Annotated in this window: 22 protein-coding genes; 10 read left to right on the top strand and 12 right to left on the bottom strand. The window is 26.2% G+C overall.

Features of this window, described 5'->3' with window-relative positions; all coding sequences use genetic code 4:
- Positions 1 to 248 precede the first annotated feature (248 nt).
- On the top strand, positions 249 to 1,085 hold the full coding sequence (locus ACFEL4_RS02520) for a hypothetical protein (RefSeq protein ID WP_375317967.1): 837 nt from the start codon (positions 249 to 251) through the stop codon (positions 1,083 to 1,085).
- 40 nt (positions 1,086 to 1,125) lie between these two features.
- Here ACFEL4_RS02520 and ACFEL4_RS02515 read toward each other — a convergent pair whose 3' ends face one another.
- Together ACFEL4_RS02515 and ACFEL4_RS02510 are read right to left on the bottom strand one after the other, a co-directional pair.
- Positions 1,126 to 1,503, bottom strand: coding sequence for an IS1595 family transposase (locus ACFEL4_RS02515; RefSeq protein ID WP_375317966.1), 378 nt, complete (start codon positions 1,501 to 1,503; stop codon positions 1,126 to 1,128).
- On the bottom strand, positions 1,410 to 1,946 hold the full coding sequence (locus ACFEL4_RS02510) for a hypothetical protein (protein WP_375317965.1): 537 nt from the start codon (positions 1,944 to 1,946) through the stop codon (positions 1,410 to 1,412). Before ACFEL4_RS02510 ends, ACFEL4_RS02515 begins: the two co-directional genes overlap by 94 nt.
- Here ACFEL4_RS02510 and ACFEL4_RS02505 point away from each other — a divergent pair.
- Positions 1,946 to 2,395: a hypothetical protein gene (locus tag ACFEL4_RS02505; protein WP_375317964.1), complete on the top strand. Its 450-nt coding sequence runs from the start codon at positions 1,946 to 1,948 to the stop codon at positions 2,393 to 2,395. The two genes, ACFEL4_RS02510 and ACFEL4_RS02505, sit on opposite strands and share 1 nt — an antisense overlap.
- A 184-nt stretch (positions 2,396 to 2,579) precedes the next feature.
- Here ACFEL4_RS02505 and ACFEL4_RS02500 read toward each other — a convergent pair whose 3' ends face one another.
- The 4 genes from ACFEL4_RS02500 to ACFEL4_RS02485 all read right to left on the bottom strand — a co-directional run bounded on the left by ACFEL4_RS02500 (position 2,580) and on the right by ACFEL4_RS02485 (position 5,544).
- Entirely contained in the window at positions 2,580 to 2,990 is a 411-nt protein-coding gene (locus tag ACFEL4_RS02500) for an IS1595 family transposase (protein ID WP_375317080.1), read from the bottom strand.
- Positions 2,885 to 3,421: a hypothetical protein gene (locus tag ACFEL4_RS02495; protein ID WP_375317285.1), complete on the bottom strand. Its 537-nt coding sequence runs from the start codon at positions 3,419 to 3,421 to the stop codon at positions 2,885 to 2,887. The genes ACFEL4_RS02500 and ACFEL4_RS02495 overlap by 106 nt, the downstream gene beginning before the upstream one ends.
- Positions 3,422 to 3,838: 417 nt before the next feature.
- Complete coding sequence (locus ACFEL4_RS02490; protein WP_375317963.1) at positions 3,839 to 4,144, bottom strand: hypothetical protein; 306 nt, start codon at positions 4,142 to 4,144, stop codon at positions 3,839 to 3,841.
- 182 nt (positions 4,145 to 4,326) lie between these two features.
- Positions 4,327 to 5,544: a hypothetical protein gene (locus ACFEL4_RS02485; protein ID WP_375317962.1), complete on the bottom strand. Its 1,218-nt coding sequence runs from the start codon at positions 5,542 to 5,544 to the stop codon at positions 4,327 to 4,329.
- Positions 5,545 to 6,423: 879 nt separating this feature from the next.
- Here ACFEL4_RS02485 and ACFEL4_RS02480 point away from each other — a divergent pair.
- The 5 genes from ACFEL4_RS02480 (at position 6,424) to ACFEL4_RS02460 (ending at position 11,186) form a co-directional block, all read left to right on the top strand.
- Positions 6,424 to 7,413: an iron-containing alcohol dehydrogenase gene (locus ACFEL4_RS02480; RefSeq protein WP_375317961.1), complete on the top strand. Its 990-nt coding sequence runs from the start codon at positions 6,424 to 6,426 to the stop codon at positions 7,411 to 7,413.
- Positions 7,391 to 7,927: a hypothetical protein gene (locus ACFEL4_RS02475; RefSeq protein WP_375317960.1), complete on the top strand. Its 537-nt coding sequence runs from the start codon at positions 7,391 to 7,393 to the stop codon at positions 7,925 to 7,927. The genes ACFEL4_RS02480 and ACFEL4_RS02475 overlap by 23 nt, the downstream gene beginning before the upstream one ends.
- Positions 7,822 to 8,202 carry a transposase gene (locus ACFEL4_RS02470; protein ID WP_375317959.1) on the top strand — a complete coding sequence of 127 codons (381 nt, stop codon included), beginning with the start codon at positions 7,822 to 7,824 and terminating at the stop codon, positions 8,200 to 8,202. The genes ACFEL4_RS02475 and ACFEL4_RS02470 overlap by 106 nt, the downstream gene beginning before the upstream one ends.
- A 399-nt stretch (positions 8,203 to 8,601) precedes the next feature.
- Positions 8,602 to 10,071 carry a dihydrolipoyl dehydrogenase gene (lpdA, locus tag ACFEL4_RS02465; protein WP_375317958.1) on the top strand — a complete coding sequence of 490 codons (1,470 nt, stop codon included), beginning with the start codon at positions 8,602 to 8,604 and terminating at the stop codon, positions 10,069 to 10,071.
- Positions 10,072 to 10,634: 563 nt separating this feature from the next.
- On the top strand, positions 10,635 to 11,186 hold the full coding sequence (locus tag ACFEL4_RS02460) for a hypothetical protein (RefSeq protein ID WP_375317957.1): 552 nt from the start codon (positions 10,635 to 10,637) through the stop codon (positions 11,184 to 11,186).
- Positions 11,187 to 11,319: 133 nt separating this feature from the next.
- Here the strand turns inward: ACFEL4_RS02460 and ACFEL4_RS02455 are convergent, their stop codons facing one another.
- Positions 11,320 to 12,105 (bottom strand): Mbov_0401 family ICE element transposase-like protein, encoded by a 786-nt coding sequence (locus tag ACFEL4_RS02455; RefSeq protein ID WP_375317956.1) that lies wholly within the window; start codon positions 12,103 to 12,105, stop codon positions 11,320 to 11,322.
- An 18-nt stretch (positions 12,106 to 12,123) separates the two neighbouring features.
- Between ACFEL4_RS02455 and ACFEL4_RS02450 the strand changes: the two genes are divergently transcribed.
- Positions 12,124 to 12,945, top strand: coding sequence for an IS1595 family transposase (locus ACFEL4_RS02450; protein WP_375316797.1), 822 nt, complete (start codon positions 12,124 to 12,126; stop codon positions 12,943 to 12,945).
- 40 nt (positions 12,946 to 12,985) lie between these two features.
- Here ACFEL4_RS02450 and ACFEL4_RS02445 read toward each other — a convergent pair whose 3' ends face one another.
- Positions 12,986 to 13,165, bottom strand: a complete 180-nt coding sequence (locus ACFEL4_RS02445) for a hypothetical protein (protein ID WP_375317955.1) — start codon at positions 13,163 to 13,165, stop codon at positions 12,986 to 12,988.
- 314 nt (positions 13,166 to 13,479) lie between these two features.
- On the opposite strand from ACFEL4_RS02445, the gene ACFEL4_RS02440 reads away from it, so the two are divergent.
- Both ACFEL4_RS02440 and ACFEL4_RS02435 read left to right on the top strand, forming a co-directional pair.
- Entirely contained in the window at positions 13,480 to 14,055 is a 576-nt protein-coding gene (locus tag ACFEL4_RS02440; RefSeq protein WP_375317954.1) for a hypothetical protein, read from the top strand.
- A 95-nt stretch (positions 14,056 to 14,150) separates the two neighbouring features.
- Complete coding sequence (locus tag ACFEL4_RS02435; RefSeq protein WP_375317953.1) at positions 14,151 to 14,351, top strand: hypothetical protein; 201 nt, start codon at positions 14,151 to 14,153, stop codon at positions 14,349 to 14,351.
- A 1-nt stretch (position 14,352) separates the two neighbouring features.
- Here the strand turns inward: ACFEL4_RS02435 and ACFEL4_RS02430 are convergent, their stop codons facing one another.
- From ACFEL4_RS02430 to ACFEL4_RS02415, 4 genes are all read right to left on the bottom strand, one after another.
- Positions 14,353 to 15,237 (bottom strand): hypothetical protein, encoded by an 885-nt coding sequence (locus ACFEL4_RS02430; protein ID WP_375317952.1) that lies wholly within the window; start codon positions 15,235 to 15,237, stop codon positions 14,353 to 14,355.
- Positions 15,238 to 15,622: 385 nt separating this feature from the next.
- Positions 15,623 to 15,778 carry a hypothetical protein gene (locus tag ACFEL4_RS02425; protein WP_375317951.1) on the bottom strand — a complete coding sequence of 52 codons (156 nt, stop codon included), beginning with the start codon at positions 15,776 to 15,778 and terminating at the stop codon, positions 15,623 to 15,625.
- Between the two features lie 139 nt (positions 15,779 to 15,917).
- Positions 15,918 to 17,363 carry a glutamate--tRNA ligase gene (gene gltX, locus ACFEL4_RS02420; protein ID WP_375317950.1) on the bottom strand — a complete coding sequence of 482 codons (1,446 nt, stop codon included), beginning with the start codon at positions 17,361 to 17,363 and terminating at the stop codon, positions 15,918 to 15,920.
- 13 nt (positions 17,364 to 17,376) lie between these two features.
- Positions 17,377 to 18,162, bottom strand: a complete 786-nt coding sequence (locus ACFEL4_RS02415; RefSeq protein ID WP_375317949.1) for a hypothetical protein — start codon at positions 18,160 to 18,162, stop codon at positions 17,377 to 17,379.
- Positions 18,163 to 18,167 lie beyond the last annotated feature (5 nt).

Here is an 18,167-nt window from a genome sequence, read left to right as displayed (position 1 = left end):
GTTGTCGATAATTATTCATTAGTTGTCTTAAAATTATAAAGTTAGACGAGAATAATTGAGACTAAGTTATGTAATTGTATATTAATCTTAGCACTTAGAAAATATAAGTCAACAATAATACTTACTTTTACAAATCAAAAATTCTTATTAAAGTTTCCTTTCATAAGTTTTATGTTATTTTCGGTTTTTTAGGTATTTTTTAACGGACTTCTCCCCACATGTACTTGTGGAGGAAACAATGAAATTGAATGAGTTCAATTAATCAAGAATATTATCGTAAAAATTGAAATTCTATTTTTAAATTAAGTAAATTAGGAATTAGTGGATATTGAATTTATATTGCGAACGATAATCTATATTTTCAATTAGTAGATATACAACAAAGAAATTATGATATTACTGGTAAATTAATTCAATGTACTATTTTTTATGAGAATTATCAAAAAAATGCTCAAACAGTAAGATTATTTGAAATTTATACTTTAAATAATGAACAAGTAACTATTAATCGTGCAATTTATAGTATTAGTGATAATCAAAAACAATTTGTATTAGATTATAAAACATTTAATAATAATCCTAATTTAGAACAAGAACAAGTATTAAACATTAATTATATACCAATAGCAATTATGCGTAATCGTGCTAATGAAGAACCTGACTGTAATAAAGTAATGGATAAAATTAAAGATTTTAAAACAAGAGATGGTTATCCAATTATTATTAAATTACAAAAACCAAGTGATGTTATTAATAATTTGTTTAAACAGTGAAAACTAGATTATCCAAATTATATAAGTTTACCACAAGTGCAAATATTAAAACAAATAGTAATTATGTTATCAAGTAATATTTATTCTAATATGTCTATTAATAAAGGTTTAAATGATGATAATAAAATACTTTTGCCTTATTATTTTGAATTAAAATCAAGTCCAATACATCATGATAAAAATGATAGTTGAAAATATTTAAATGTATGGGTAAAATTAAAATCTCAATATTTTGATTTTACAGATATTAATAATATTAAATTAAAAAAGGCTTTTCTCCCTTTATGTATTATTTTTAATTTTATCACATAAATGCTGAGAAAAGCCTATCTACGGACTTCTCCCCACATTTTTAAATTAAACATAGCATTACAGTTTCAAAACTAGGTATGTTATTGAATTTATATGCAGCTTCTTTTGCATATAAATGAATATGATGTTTTGCAACTTTGATATGTGTTTTAAATGTTCTTCGTATATGTTTTCATACTGACTCAATTTGGTTGGTATTTACACCAGTTTTTGAAACATAGCCATCTTGATGGTTAACTGTTTCATGCTTAGTGAAAACCGATTTCAAATCGCGATATCCTTTTCAAGAATCAGTATGTACATCACACTTTGAAGAAATGTGGTTTATTGCAAACTGCAAAAGATTTTTACTGTTTGCGTTTTTCAATACTTTCACAAACAGATTGTTGGTTGTTTTTTCATAAATACCAACAATCAAGGTTTTGTTCAGCAAGGATCTTCCTTGTTTTTTAAACCCATATGTGAAAGATACATTTCATCCATTTGCACTATGCCCTCAACAATGAATTGAGGTTCTTGTTTAGCAATGGCACTTCGGATTTTATGACCCATTCTTCAAGCTGTTTTCAAGGTCACTCCCAATTCTTTTGCAACATCAGTTGATGGAATTCCATGTTTGGTGTTTATTCATCTAAAGATGAGATAAAACCAAGATATTAAAGGTGTTTGTGACTTTGAAAATATAGTGCCCGTGAGAATACTGAATGTTTGATGACATTTCAAACATCTCATTTTTCTTAAATTAGAAGTATTCAAATTAAAACTAGAACACCTAATACATTTGCTTTGTTTCAAACTTGCTATATATGCAAGACATTGTTTTTCAGTTTGAAAAGTATTATTGAACTCATTCAATTTCATTGTTTCCTCCACAAGTACATGTGGGGAGAAGTCCGTTAAAAAATAATGATATTAGTCAAAATGAATTATTTAATTTAGATGATAATCAATTTAATTGATTATCTATTACAAATGAATTAGAAAGTAATAATATACCATCATTAATTCCTGCTGATTTAACACTAGGTAATGGCGAATATGGAAAGTATTTTACAAGAGCAATTATTGATAAAACTAAAATTGAAAATGCTTTAAATTTATATGGTTCAAATAAATATCGGCTATTTTCTAAATTAGAATTCTATAAAGAAATTTTAAAAATTGATAATAATAGTGAATTTGAACTACAAATTGAAAATCCGATTACTAACTTAAATCGGATTGAAATTAGTGGTATATTTGGTGTTGGAAATTATGATTTAATTTTAATAACAGATAAAAATAATAATATTACTTTAAAAAAATATTAATTTATTTGATAAAAATAATGAAAATATTTCCTATATAAACTTAGAAATATAAATTATTTAATTAAAATATTCATCAGGATATGTACCATCTCATTTGAATGCATCATCTGTAAATTTATTAAGGCTTTTCTCCCTTTATGTACTATTTTTAAATTTTATCACATAAATGCTGAGAAAAGCCTATCTACGGACTTCTCCCCACATTTTTAATTAAACATAGCATTACAGTTTCAAAACTAGGTATGTTATTGAATTTATATGCAGCTTCTTTTGCATATAAATGAATATGATGTTTTGCAACTTTGATATGTGTTTTAAATGTTCTTCGTATATGTTTTCATACTGACTCAATTTGGTTGGTATTTACACCAGTTTTTGAAACATAGCCATCTTGATGGTTAACTGTTTCATGCTTAGTGAAAACCGATTTCAAATCGCGATATCCTTTTCAAGAATCAGTATGTACATCACACTTTGAAGAAATGTGGTTTATTGCAAACTGCAAAAGATTTTTACTGTTTGCGTTTTTCAATACTTTCACAATCAGATTGTTGGTTGTTTTTTCATAAATACCAACAATCAAGGTTTTGTTCAACAAGGATCTTCCTTGTTTTTTAAACCCATATGTGAAAGATACATTTCATCCATTTGCACTATGCCCTCAACAATGAATTGAGGTTCTTGTTTAGCAATGGCACTTCGGATTTTATGACCCATTCTTCAAGCTGTTTTCAAGGTCACTCCCAATTCTTTTGCAACATCAGTTGATGGAATTCCATGTTTGGTGTTTATTCATCTAAAGATGAGATAAAACCAAGATATTAAAGGTGTTTGTGACTTTGAAAATATAGTGCCCGTGAGAATACTGAATGTTTGATGACATTTCAAACATCTCATTTTTCTTAAATTAGAAGTATTCAAATTAAAACTAGAACACCTAATACATTTGCTTTGTTTCAAACTTGCTATATATGCAAGACATTGTTTTTCAGTTTGAAAAGTATTATTGAACTCATTCAATTTCATTGTTTCCTCCACAAGTACATGTGGGGAGAAGTCCGTTTATTAATAGCAAAGTATAAGTCCATTATATCTTTACCGTTATTTTTTCGTTCTCATATTGTTGAAGTACCAAAAACCATTTGTTTATTATGGTCTAAATAATGTTTAACATTATTACCGAAATTATGGGTAAGTACCTCCCATGATTAATCCTATTGTTCCGGTTGTTGCACCAGTTAGTGCTAATGCTAATGTTATTTTACTTAAATTTGTTTTTATTCATGCTTTCATGTTAAATTACTCCTTTTTTCTCGATTTTACTATTAAATTGTACTTAATTTTTGTATTTTTTGCAAATATACCTTTAAACGTTAAAATAACGCTAAATACAAGGCGTTAATTTTATGATACCTATCCTATTACTAGTATTGTTTTCGTTGGTTATATGGCATAAGAAAAAACACTTATTTTAGTAGACGCATTATTTTTACCCCTAATTATATTTTTATAGGGATATAGTGCATAAAATAACGCATCATAAGGGTCTTGATACATAGTTTTATCAGGAATGTTAGTTTTGATTTGGTCATAGCGTAATTCTTCTAAACATTGTGTCGTTTTGCATAAATCATTTTGATTAGCATAAAAATTACCATAACTCATAATATTACGCATTCATACACAACGGTCAGTTAATCCTGCTTCTTGATTAAGACTTGAAGCATGTTTAATTGCAACTTGACTCATAATTAAGATATTATGTTCATCGGCTAATTTTTGACTTATTCAATCGATAGCGGTTTTTGCTTTATCGCCATAATAATAAATTGCTTGGTCAAAATTTTCAAAATTATCAAGTAATCCACAAATTTCATCAACATAAGCATTAATCTTTTCATTTTCATTAATAAAATCATTGGGAGTAACTATTAATTAACAAATAATATAAGGGTCATAATAACCACTATTATTATATTCTTTAATCCAGTTACCATAAGTACGCTATGGTCTTTACTACCTGTTGCTCAATCCACACCAACACTATAAAAATCAAATTTATAAGTATCTTTTTCTTTATTATAGAATTCTTGTAAATTATATGGTTGTCAATATTTTATTGCTTTTAGAAATGGAAAAACAGTTGCATCACTATCTAAATATTCAAATCCATAATAAACAGTATTAAATTCATCAGGATTTTTCTTTTTTAATTCGCAAATCAATTTTTGTGTTACTGGTTCTAATTTTTTTCAAAATGGCAATAAAGTAAATCTTAAAATAAATAATCCTAGACCTGAAAACGCTTCCGTATCTTCATAGTAGACCTTACCAATTTTTTTAAGGGTATCTATAACTTGCTCATTTAATGGCAAATAGGGAGTACAGTAGAGCAAATAAAAGGGGTGGTATTTATCATAGGGATTACAAGTAAAAGCAATAAAGTGATTTTTATAAAAATAACGAGTAATTTTTTTACCATAAGTTGGACTAAATATATTTCTATCAGTAAATGTTCAACTTCAGTCTTGAATTGGTTCATTAGATACTTTAATACGATTACTACGAAACATTGATAATTTTAAACGTTCATAACGTTGTGTTAATTGTTTTTCACTTAAAGTTTCTTTTTCTTCGGTCATAATAATTTCATCAGTTCTAGAACATAAATAACTAGAACCACCAACTGATTTTCCAAAAATCTTATTACCATTAGCATAACCAATAAAATCTATTTGTTGATTATTAGGAAAGATAATACAACCACCATCCTTAGTAATTTTTCATTTAATACCATGGGGATTATTAGGTCCTAAGTGAATATCATACTTATCTTCTAAATATTGACAAACATCCATTAAAGAATCAATAGTTGTTTCATTATGAGTATTTTCATAACGTCTTACTTCTTGAACAGAACTATCATTAAAATTACAGCATACAAATAAATCAAACGCTAAACAATTTCATGTTTTTCTTGTTAAACGTGCTGTTGGTACAAAACGATAAAAACAATTGGTAGTGAAAAATTCTGCTCATTGTTCACCAACAAACTCTTTAAAAACATCCCAACTAAATCCATAATTATTATCACTAAAATTAAGGTCATATTTTTTATTTAATTGTGCATAACTACTAATAAGTTTCATATTTGATCACCTAACCTTTACTATAAATTAAAATATTAATGTATCAAACATTAAATAGAACTGAGACATATAATGTCTTGAAATTATCGAGAAGAATACCAAAAAATTAATCAGTTAACTTTAGAATATATTAAAAAAAGATGAGAAAAACTAGACCTAAAATTATTTAAAACAAGAGATAAAAGCAAATATATTATTGTTGACTTTGAAAAAAGAAAAAGAAACGCAATATATGGTGTAGTAATTTACAAACGACGTATTTACAAATATTATAACACAGAACTAAACCAATGAATATATATATTTGTCTCGTTGATGAAAAACTAGAACTACCTAAATATAAGAGAATTGGAGAAGATATTGAACAAAATGCCTTTGCTTATTTTGCTGATGGAAAAAGATACAAAGATATCTGTCATACAATGTTACTAGCAAATGTTAATCGTATGACTATTTGTCGCATATTTAAGAAATATGTAGTTGTCATGCAAAATATTAGTAAAATTAAACTAGAACCAAACCAACCTATTTATATTAGTATTGATGATGGTCATCGAAAATTTTGAAATTTTCTACAAACAGTACTATTACTTATTAAGTCTTCTATTTTTTATTTTTACATGCAAGTCCACATGCTAGCCACTATTTTGAACAACTGTGTTATGGTTCACTATTTTATGTCCCTAACACGTGTTGATAATAGTGATAAAGACGGTTATAAAATTTGCAAATTTTACAATTACAAAAAAAAGACAAGATTATTTCTCGTCTTTTTGTGAATTTTGCTATAGATTGTAATGAGGGTTAGAAAGGAATCTATTGCCAGCAATGATGTAGTTATCGACATCTTCGCCACGCTCCCAATTTGAAGAGTTATCAATGACATTTAATGATATTCGTAAAAGAATTGCTAAGTTTCCAAAAATGAGTGGTAATGTTAAATTAATTTGTATTCCAACAACTTCTGGAACAGGTTCAGAAGTAACACCTTTTTCAGTAATTACTGATGATAAAACTCATATTAAATATACATTAGCAGATTATGCTTTAACTCCTAATATGGCAATTGTTGATCCTGAGTTAACATTAACTGTACCGAAAGGTGGAACTAATGCGCCTGCTTTAGATGCTTTAACTCATTTATTCGAAGCATATGTTTCTGTTTTAGCAACAGATTATACAGATCCTTATTGTTTACAAGGAATTAAAACTATTTTTGAATACTTACCAGATGCTTATCACAATGGTAAAACAGCAGTTTTAGCTAGAAGTAAAATGGCTGATGCAGCAACACAAGCAGGAATGGCTTTTGCTAATGCTTTTTTAGGAATAGTTCATTCAATGAGTCATAAAATTGGTGGTAGATTTGATGTTATTCATGGTTGTGCTAACTCAATTTTATTACCTTATGTAGTTCGTTATAATGCTGCGGTTTTAATTGATGGTGGAAAACAAAATTACTTTTCACAATATAAGACAGCTAATTCTTTAGAAAGATATGCTGCTATTGCTCGTCATTGTGATGTTAAAGGCAACAATGATGCAGATTTAGTTGATAAACTAATTGCTAAAATACAAAAACTTTCAAAAGAAGTAGAAATCTCATCTTCTTTTAAAGACTATTTTGTTAAATTTAATTTAAATGTTTCTGAAAAAGATTTTTTGGACGCATTGGACAAAATGACACAGGATGCTTTTGATGATCAATGTACTCCAGCAAATCCAAGAGTTCCGTTATTAAAAGATATTAAACAAATTTATTTAGATGCTTATTATGGCAAACCAGTAGCACCTTTAAGTAAAAAAATTTACGGACTTCTCCCCACATGTACTTGTGGAGGAAACAATGAAATTGAATGAGTTCAATAATACTTTTCAAACTGAAAAACAATTTCTTGCATATATAGCAAGTTTGAAACAAAGCAAATGTATTAGGTATTCTAGTTTTAATTTGAATACTTCTAATTTAAGAAAAATGAGATGTTTGAAATGTCATCAAACATTCAGTATTCTCACGGGCACTATATTTTCAAAGTCACAAACACCTTTAATATCTTGGTTTTATCTCATCTTTAGATGAATAAACACCAAACATGGAATTCCATCAACTGATGTTGCAAAAGAATTGGGAGTGACCTTGAAAACAGCTTGAAGAATGGGTCATAAAATCCGAAGTGCCATTGCTAAACAAGAACCTCAATTCATTGTTGAGGGCATAGTGCAAATGGATGAAATGTATCTTTCACATATGGGTTTAAAAAACAAGGAAGATCCTTGTTGAACAAAACCTTGATTGTTGGTATTTATGAAAAAACAACCAACAATCTGATTGTGAAAGTATTGAAAAACGCAAACAGTAAAAATCTTTTGCAGTTTGCAATAAACCACATTTCTTCAAAGTGTGATGTACATACTGAAGGATATCGCGATTTGAAATCGGTTTTCACTAAGCATGAAACAGTTAACCATCAAGATGGCTATGTTTCAAAAACTGGTGTGAATACCAACCAAATTGAGTCAGTATGAAAACATGTACGAAGAACATTTAAAACACATATCAAAGTTGCAAAACATCATATTCATTTATATGCAAAAGAAGCTGCATATAAATTCAATAACATAACTAGTTTTGAAACTGTAATGCTATGTTTAATTTAAAAATGTGGGGAGAAGTCCGTAGATAGTCTTTTCTCAGCATTTATGTGATAAAATTTAAAATAGTACATAAAGGGAGAAAAGCCAAAATTTAATCAAGATTTTATCAATTTTTGATATATGTTCTTAGGGTTTTAAAGTTTAAGATCAGATATTTTAATTATTAATTTATTTAAAATAATTTATCTCTAAAACTATTAAAGAGCAAATAAAATGATAAAATTAAAATATAATACTAACTAGGTATTTAATACCTAAGAAATTGCAACTAAGTAAGGAAATATAAAAATTAAAAAACCTAAAATTGTTGTAATTAGTATTAACCATACTGGATATTTTATAATAAAAATTAAAGAAATTTTAAAAAATCCAGCATTAATTCTAGCATAGGGAGAAAATAAGATGTCAAATTATAATTATGATTTAATTATTGTGGGAGCTGGACCTGGTGGTTATATTACTGCTGAGCGTGCTGCCAAATTAGGATTAAAAACAGCGATTGTTGAACGCGGTACTTGAGGAGGAGTGTGTCTTAATGTTGGATGTATTCCTACTAAAACTTTATTAAAAAATGCTAAAGTTTATCATTATTTAGACAGCGCTGATAAATATGGAATTAGTTTTAATAAAACAAGTTTAAAAATGGACTGAAGTAAAGCGCAACAAAGAAAAAATGAAGTTGTTAAGCAATTAACTAATGGTGTTCAATTTTTAATGAAAAGTAATAAAGTTGATATGTTAATTGGGCAAGGAAGTGCAATTGATCGCAATACTATTAAAGTTATTGATAAAGAAGGTAAAGAAAAAACTTATACAACAAAATATTTAATCATTGCTACTGGTTCAGAAGTAAAAATGTTTGATAATCCAAATGTACCAGTTATTGGTTTAGCAACCAGTAACTTAAAAGATAATCCAACATTATTAACATCAACAGAAATTTTATCTTTAAAAGAAATTCCTAAAACATTGACAGTTATTGGTGGTGGAGTTATTGGTGTTGAGTTTGCTTGTTTATTTAGTACCTTAGGAACTAAGGTAACGATTATTGAGTATTTAGACCAAATTTTAGCCACATTAGATTCTGATATTATTAAAGAATTAACAAAAATCTTAGAAACAAATGATATTAAAATCATTACTAATCATAGTGTTGCAAAATTAGAAGGTAAAAAAATAACTTATTATAAAGTTGATGATAAAGAACGTAAAAAACCATTAACAATTACTAGTGACTACACTTTATTAAGCATAGGAAGAATTCCAATTACTAAAGGTTTTGAGAATATTAATTTAGAAATTAAATCAAATGGAGCATTTGCAGTTAATAGTAAGTTAGAAGTTTTAGATAAAAATCAACAAGCAGTAGATAATATTTATGTTATTGGTGATGCTAATGACGAAAAAATGTTAGCACACGTTGCTTCTCATCAAGGATTAATAGCAGTTAATAACATTTTAGTCAAAGAAGGAAAAGCAAAACATGAAGAGAATATTAACTACGATCAAATGCCAAATTGTATTTATACTTTCCCAGAAGTTGCTAGTGTTGGATTAACTGAAGCAGAAGCTAAAAAAGCTTATCCTGATTGTTTAGTTGCTAAAAAGCCATTTAACATTAATGGTAAAGCCCTAGCTGATGGTGAAACTGATGGTTTTGTTAAAATTATTGTTGATAAAAAGTATGGCCAAATTTTAGGCGCTCATATTTTAACAACAACAGCTACTGATATGATTGCTGAAATCATTAATATTATGACTTCTGAAGGAACAATTAGTGAATTAGCTAATTCATGTCATCCACATCCAACTTTATCTGAAGTTGTAATGGATATAGCTCAAGATTTAGATTTGAAATTAAATAGAAAGTAAATTCCGATATCCTTTAATTTTGCAGAAAAGTAGGAAAAAAATAAAAAAAGGTACCAACACGACCTAAAATTTGATTTTATTGAATTTTAGGTTTTTTATTTTTTATAGAGCAAATACTACTCATATCAAATAAATTAAACTAAATTTATTTGATATTATATAGCACATCTATTGAATAAAAAACTATACCTTGTTATAATTAAGTTGTCCTATTATTTAGGACAAGTAATAAATAGTTTAATTAATTTAAAATTGTAAATTTGGCTTTATGCTCTTATTTGGATAATATATTCAGATAAGAGTTTTTATGTTTTAATTCAGTTGATATAAGTTTTTATTATACTTAGAAAAATAATTTAATATCTATTCCAACTTCACAAATAAAATTTATTTCCACATTTACCCTTAAACCCAAAACTTACACATAATATTAATGATAAAAAATATTTTAGAAATTTATGTCATTAGCATTTAAAATGATAAATTTAGATTCAAATTTACTCCTTTATGGTAATTAAACTTAGATTTAGTATAAATAATTTTGAGAAAATGAGGTTTATTAAATGCAAAATCTTACCAATTGTGGCATTTACTTTGCGAATGTTCCATTAACAAAAACTACTAATGAAACTAGATGTGAAAATGCTAATTGTAATTATCAATATTGTATTGGTTGTAAACTAGAACCAGTTATCATTTGAACACAAACTCCCGATAAAAAATGTTTAGTAATCCCTATTATTAAAACATCAATTGAACATCATGAACAAAATTTAGGATCAATTGGTGATAACTTAGCACTTATTAATTTAAAAAAATCAAGTAATAATGCTATTTTAAATTTTTTAGAAGATAATATTTGTTATGCTAACCTAAATCGCCTTACTTGAATTAAAAATTTTAGAATTGGTGCTGAATATTTAATTGATAACCAACTACGTGTATTAAATGAAACAGAAATTCATGATTTATCATTCCGTGTTCGCACTTTACCAGTATCAAGTGTTTCTGTCATCAGTAATATTGGTTTAAATAAAAACTTAAACTTAAATAATCAAATTATTAATTCATCTTCTGTTGCTGTTGCTTATACTAGCGATAATATGAAAGACTAATTATTAAATTTCCTCTCTCTTTTTAATCTCTATGGTTAATAATCACGTTATTGATTATTAACCATTAAGACTTCATGAGTAGAAACTATTGAATCAATAGTTTCTTGTTCTTGTAAGTCATCTGTAACATCAATTAAATTACGGACTTCTCTCCACATGTACTTGTGGGGAGAAGTCCGTTAATATATTCTTGTAAATATTTGTCTTTATTTCCAGCCGTTATTCCAAGATATAGTGTTATAATTAAATGAAATTTATCTAAAACAAACTCAGCACCAAAAAAATATGCAACATATTTAATTCATCCTGCACTATCACCACAAATAATGATTTTTGCTTGTTCAAAATTTTCAAAAAAAATTTTACCGTATTCTTTAATAAATTCAGCAGTTTTTTTAACTCCGATTTTTGTTTTATTTGGTCTGATAATAGTTTTCACTCTTTTATTAACTAATTTGTGATTAATATTATCTGTATATCATGTTACTAGTCTCATATAATATTTACCAGCTTTACGTTTAAACGTTCAAAACTTTCGATGTCCATCATCAATAGCTACAAAAATAGGTTGATTTGGTTCTAATTTAACTTTTTTTCCATTTTCTTCAACTACTATTAAATGTTTAAAAAATCTATGAACAGTACTAAGACTAATATCTGATTTTTTTAAAATATCACAAATATCACGATATCTTTTCCCATCAGCAAAATATTCAATAGCAGTTTGTTTGATATCTTCACCAATTCTTTTATATTTTGGCAATTCTAGTATTTCATCAACTAAACAAACACGAATTCATTTTTGTAATTTTTCATCAAAATATTCATATATTCTTCTTTTATAAGTTATCATTCCATATATTATTTTTCTTGTTCGATATTGATAATCAACAATTTTATATCGGACTTCTCCCCACATGTACTTGTGGAGGAAACAATGAAATTGAATGAGTTCAATAATACTTTTCAAACTGAAAAACAATGTCTTGCATATATAGCAAGTTTGAAACAAAGCAAATGTATTAGGTGTTCTAGTTTTAATTTGAATACTTCTAATTTAAGAAAAATGAGATGTTTGAAATGTCATCAAACATTCAGTATTCTCACGGGCACTATATTTTCAAAGTCACAAACACCTTTAATATCTTGGTTTTATCTCATCTTTAGATGAATAAACACCAAACATGGAATTCCATCAACTGATGTTGCAAAAGAATTGGGAGTGACCTTGAAAACAGCTTGAAGAATGGGTCATAAAATCCGAAGTGCCATTGCTAAACAAGAACCTCAATTCATTGTTGAGGGCATAGTGCAAATGGATGAAATGTATCTTTCACATATGGGTTTTAAAAAACAAGGAAGATCCTTGTTGAATAAAACCTTGATTGTTGGTATTTATGAAAAAACAACCAACAATCTGATTGTGAAAGTATTGAAAAACGCAAACAGTAAAAATCTTTTGCAGTTTGCAATAAACCACATTTCTTCAAAGTGTGATGTACATACTGATTCTTGAAAAGGATATCGCGATTTGAAATCGGTTTTCACTAAGCATGAAACAGTTAACCATCAAGATGGCTATGTTTCAAAAACTGGTGTAAATACCAACCAAATTGAGTCAGTATGAAAACATATACGAAGAACATTTAAAACACATATCAAAGTTGCAAAACATCATATTCATTTATATGCAAAAGAAGCTGCATATAAATTCAATAACATACCTAGTTTTGAAACTGTAATGCTATGTTTAATTTAAAAATGTGGGGAGAAGTCCGTAGATAGGCTTTTCTCAGCATTTATGTGATAAAATTTAAAAATAGTACATAAAGGGAGAAAAGCCTTTTATATTTCTTTTTATCTCTTGTATTTTTTATTCTTCTGTCTATTTTTTCTCATTTCTTTGTTAAATATTCTAAATTTCATTTATCAATTTTAGCATATTGTTCTCTAAAATTTCATTTATAATTAAATTCCATTTTTAATTTCTCCTATCTATTTTTAAACTTTAATAACTACCTAATTTATTTATTTTAAATATGCCCCCAATCATACTTTATTTATGTACTATATCATCTTAAAAATATAATTAGGGGTAAAAAATAATGCTTATACTAAAATAAGTGTTTTTTCTTATGTCATATAACCAACGAAAACAATACTAGTAATAGTATAGGTATCACAAAATTAACGCCTTGTATTTGGCGTTATTTTAACGTTTAAAGCATATTTGCAAAATTTAATAAAATTAAGTATAATTTATAGTAAAATTAAGAAAAAGGAGTAATTTAATATGAAAATAATAGTTAATAATAATCAATTAATAAATATTATAAATGATGATTGGCAAAAAAATATTATTGAATTAGCAACTTATAAAACTTTATTAAAAGAAAATATTAATTATGAAAAAGACTTAATTCGAGATATACAATTTCTTACTGCTTTAAAAGAAGAATTAAATACAAATATTTTAAATTTTGATTTTGAAGAACTTGATCATATTATTGTAACAAAATGCTGACGAGAATATATTAGTTATTTTAATCAATCTTTAAATTATTGATATTTTGACTTAAATTTAAAAGAAAGAATAATTAATGAATATAATTATTTTATTAAACATTCAAGCCAAAATCAAAAACAACAGATTATCATTAATAATTTTAAGTCTCATAATCAGAAAAAAGAATATGAAAATTGAAAACATAATTATTTTAAAAATATCAATGAAAAAATTACAAAAAATAATATCGAACAAGGAATTGATGTTTTTGAATATTTTAAAGATGAAATAAATTCAATTGATTTACGAAATCAAGCATCAACTAATCAATATAAATTAAAAATTCAGGTAGAAGTAATTTAATATGAAAACATGAATAAAAACAAATTTAAGTAAACTAACATTAGGATTAGCACTAACTGGTGCAACAACCGGAACAATAGGATTAATCATGGGGGGTGCTTACCCATGAAAGTAAAAATGAATTATCATTTTTAAATTATGATTATACGAAAACTTCTTGTGGTGGAGGGGCGACTATCTGAGAACATCCAAGAGATGATTATCATAAAATAGATTTGTATTTTGGTATTAAATCAAAACATCAAGGTGATACTAAATGAGATGGTAATTATCCGGATGGATATTTTAATGATTAATCTAAATTTCTAAGTTAATATAAGAAATATTTTCATTATATTTATCAAACAAATTAATATTAGTTAAATTTATTTCTTGTTTATCTGTTATTAAAATTAAATCATAATTACCAGCACCAAATATACCACTGATTTCAATCCGATTTAAGTTATTAATCGGATTTTCAATTTGCAATTCAAATTCACTATTATTATCAATTTTTGATATTTCTTTATAAAATTCTAATTTAGAAAGTAATTGAGATTTATTTGAATCATATAAATTTAAAGCATTTTCAATTTTATTATTATTAATAATTGTTCTTGTAAAGTATTTTCCATATTCTCCATTTCCTAATGTTCAATCAACAGGAATTAATGAAGGTATGTTATTAGTTTCTAATTCGTTTGTTATAGATAATCAATTAAATTGATTATCATCAAGTTTAAATAATTCATTTTGACTAATATCATTATTTTTTTGTGGTTCTATTCCTTTTAAATCAAAACCTTTAATATTTGGATATTCTTTAATTTTTCTTAAATAATTAAATACTTCTGGTGGGATAAAATAAGGGTCATCTGGATTAGTTTCACTATAAGTTAATCCACCTTGACTAATTGAACCTTGACCACGTAAATAATCTACATCTTTAGTTAATAAAAATCTAACATAATTAGTAGTTGCTGTTTGAATATTATCTGTAAAATCTGTTGGTGTTATTTCTGGTCATTTTTTACTAATAGTAAAACCACTTAAATAATCAATATTACTACTAGCTACAGATATTGCAAATCAAATTTCATTATCTGGAGTATTAACTTTATCAAATGATAATTCATTAAAATATTTAGAATTTTTAAATTCTTCAACTGTTATAAATAAAATTGGGTCTTTAATAGCCATAATTTACTCCTTAATGTAAAAATAAAGGGTATTTAAACCCTTTAAATTTTAATTTTAGTTACTTTTTTCTTATCTTTATTTGTTAATTCTTGACATTTTGCTTTTTGAGCAATAATAAAATCTTCAAAATCTTTTTCATCAACATCAAAAGCATCTAATTTTTGTGCAATAGGAGTTTCTGTTAATTGTAATTTATCATTTAATTGTTTAGTATTTAAAATAATATATTCAATTAATTTATTAAATTTAAGTTCTTTTGCGACTATATCTTGTTTATTTTTTTTAATTTTTTTGAAATAATAGATAATACAAAAGCAATAATAATACCACTAGTAACTGCTCCTCCTATAATTCCACTTAATAAATATACTGTTAAATTCATTTTTTATTCCACCTTTTCTATTTGAATTTTATTTGAATGTTGTTTACATAAATTACATTCTTTTTTATGTTTTTTAATTTGTTGATATTGATAAATTAAATAAGGACTTGTAATAATAATTGGTATAGTAATTAATCCATATCGGACTTCTCCCCACATGTACTTGTGGGGAGAAGTCCGTTTAATTATTATTTAGATAATGATTAAATAATAATATAAAAAACAAATTTGTCTGTGTTTTTAGTTCAGGAATTAAGGAAATTTTTTTCAAGTTTTTATCAATAATAATTTTATTTAATTACTTCTTAAAATTTAACTTTAAATTCTTAGTAATAGTATCATAACCTAATAACTTAATAGTACTTACTAAATCAGGACCATGCATTTGACCAGTAGTAATAATTCTAATAGGCATAAATAACAATTTACCATTTACTTTAGTTTCAACTTTAACTTCATTAATAATAGTTTTAATATTTTCATTAGTTCATCCTTGACAAGCAACAATTTTATTAATAAAGGTTGTACACACATTTTTACAATAATTTTCTTTCATAAAGGTTTTAGCATCAACTTCTAATTGATAATTATTTTTAAAAAATAATGTTACTAACTCATTAATTTGAGCACCATACTCTAATTGTGGTTGATAAATGATTAACATTTGCGCCCATCATTCTGAAGAATTACTACTTCAATTATACTTAGTTTTAATGAAAGGGATAACTAACGCTAAGTATTGTTCATTAGTTAATTGTTTAATATACTGGTTATTCATTCATAATAGTTTTTGCGGGTCAAACATACTTGGTGCTTGGCTTAAATATTTAGGAGTAAATAGTTTAATTAATTGTTCTTTACTATAAATTTCTTTTTCTTCGTGCGAACTTCATCCTAGTAAAGCAATGAAATTAAAAATGGCCGCTGGTAAGTAACCTTCTTGACGGTATTGATGAATAAATTGCATTAAACTACCATCACGTTTTGATAATTTTTTGCGATCACTATTAATAATTAATGTCATATGAGCAAAAACTGGTGGTGTTCATTTAAAATATTCATAAATTACTAATTGTCGTGGTGTGTTAGATAAATGTTCTTCACCACGAAAAACATGACTAATTTCCATTAAGTGGTCATCAATAACAACGGCAAAATTATATGTAGCTACACCATTGGATTTGATAATAATAAAGTCACCTAAATCTTGAGTTTTAAATTCAACATTACCACGAACTAAATCAGCAATCATATATATTTTGTCATCAGGAATAATAATTCTAATAGTATAAGAAACTTTTTTTTGTAAATTATCAACAATCGTTTTATCATCTAATTTTAAACATCTTTTATCATATTGAAAAGCTAAAATGTTATCAGCAGTTTGATCTTCACGCATTTTGTCTAATGTTTCACTAGTACAAAAACAGTAATATGCATGTTTATTTTTAACCAGTTCATGAGCATATTTTAAATAAATATCTAAACGTTCGGTTTGTTTATATGGCCCATATTCACCTAGTGTATCAATAGTTTCATCAGGGATAATTCCCATTCAACGTAAATTATCTAATTGCGAACTAATACCATCAGTAATATTACGTTCTAAATCAGTGTCTTCAATACGAACAATGAATTGCCCTTTATTGTTTTTAGCGAATAAATAATTAAATAATGCTGTTCGTGCTCCACCAATGTGTAAATATCCCGTGGGACTTGGTGCATATCGCACTCTAACTTTCATACTATCACCGTCTTTATGATTTTTGTTTTCTTTTTTTTCGTTTAATTTTCTTGGTGTCACTTTTATCGTCTTCTTCATATTCATCATTTTCCTCTTCTGTTTCTAAATCTGTCACTTCGTCATTTTCGTTATCAAGAAAAATGGTAATAGTCTGGCTATCATTGGGATCAAATTCATTAGAACTTGGCAAAGGTTGTCGTAATTCAAGTTCTAAATGTTCTTCTTTTTCATGTTGACTTTTATAGTTAAACATTTGAATATTAATCAAATGCAATTTAATTAGTAAAATTACACAACCAACTAGCATGGCAAAAAATATGCCAAATATTGACCAAACTATTGTTGAACTAGCAACTCAGTTTTGATAAAAATGATTGGCAGTAAAAGTAACACCAGTTGGGAGATTTTTAGGTTGAATAATAGCAATTTTATTATTTCATTCACTGTAAAATAACTCACCAGAAAAATTAATTAAAAAACCAATGATAAAAATGCTAAAAGTTGCTACTAAAAACATCAATTTAACACGAGGTGATTTATCAATAAAAATTCTTGAAGTAAAAACACAACCAATAAATGCAATACTACTAATTGCTAATCCAATAACTGGCACATAAAATACAGCACCATAGCTAGAAGGATTAAAACTAGAAGTAGGAACAACTATTTCAAAACCATTAGTATATAAATTTCTTAATTCATGATTTTTCGATAAAAAAATTAAGTATACTAATTGATAAATAAGAAATACTGCTAATAATAAAAAAAACCTAATAAATCACAAATTACGATTTTTCATTTTTA

Origin of the sequence: Spiroplasma endosymbiont of Virgichneumon dumeticola (assembly GCF_964264745.1) — a bacterium.
Classification (GTDB): Bacteria; Bacillota_I; Bacilli_A; order Mycoplasmatales; family VBWQ01; genus Spiroplasma_E.
Note: the sequence above shows the minus strand (reverse complement) of the source record. Positions and strands in the feature narration are given on the sequence as shown.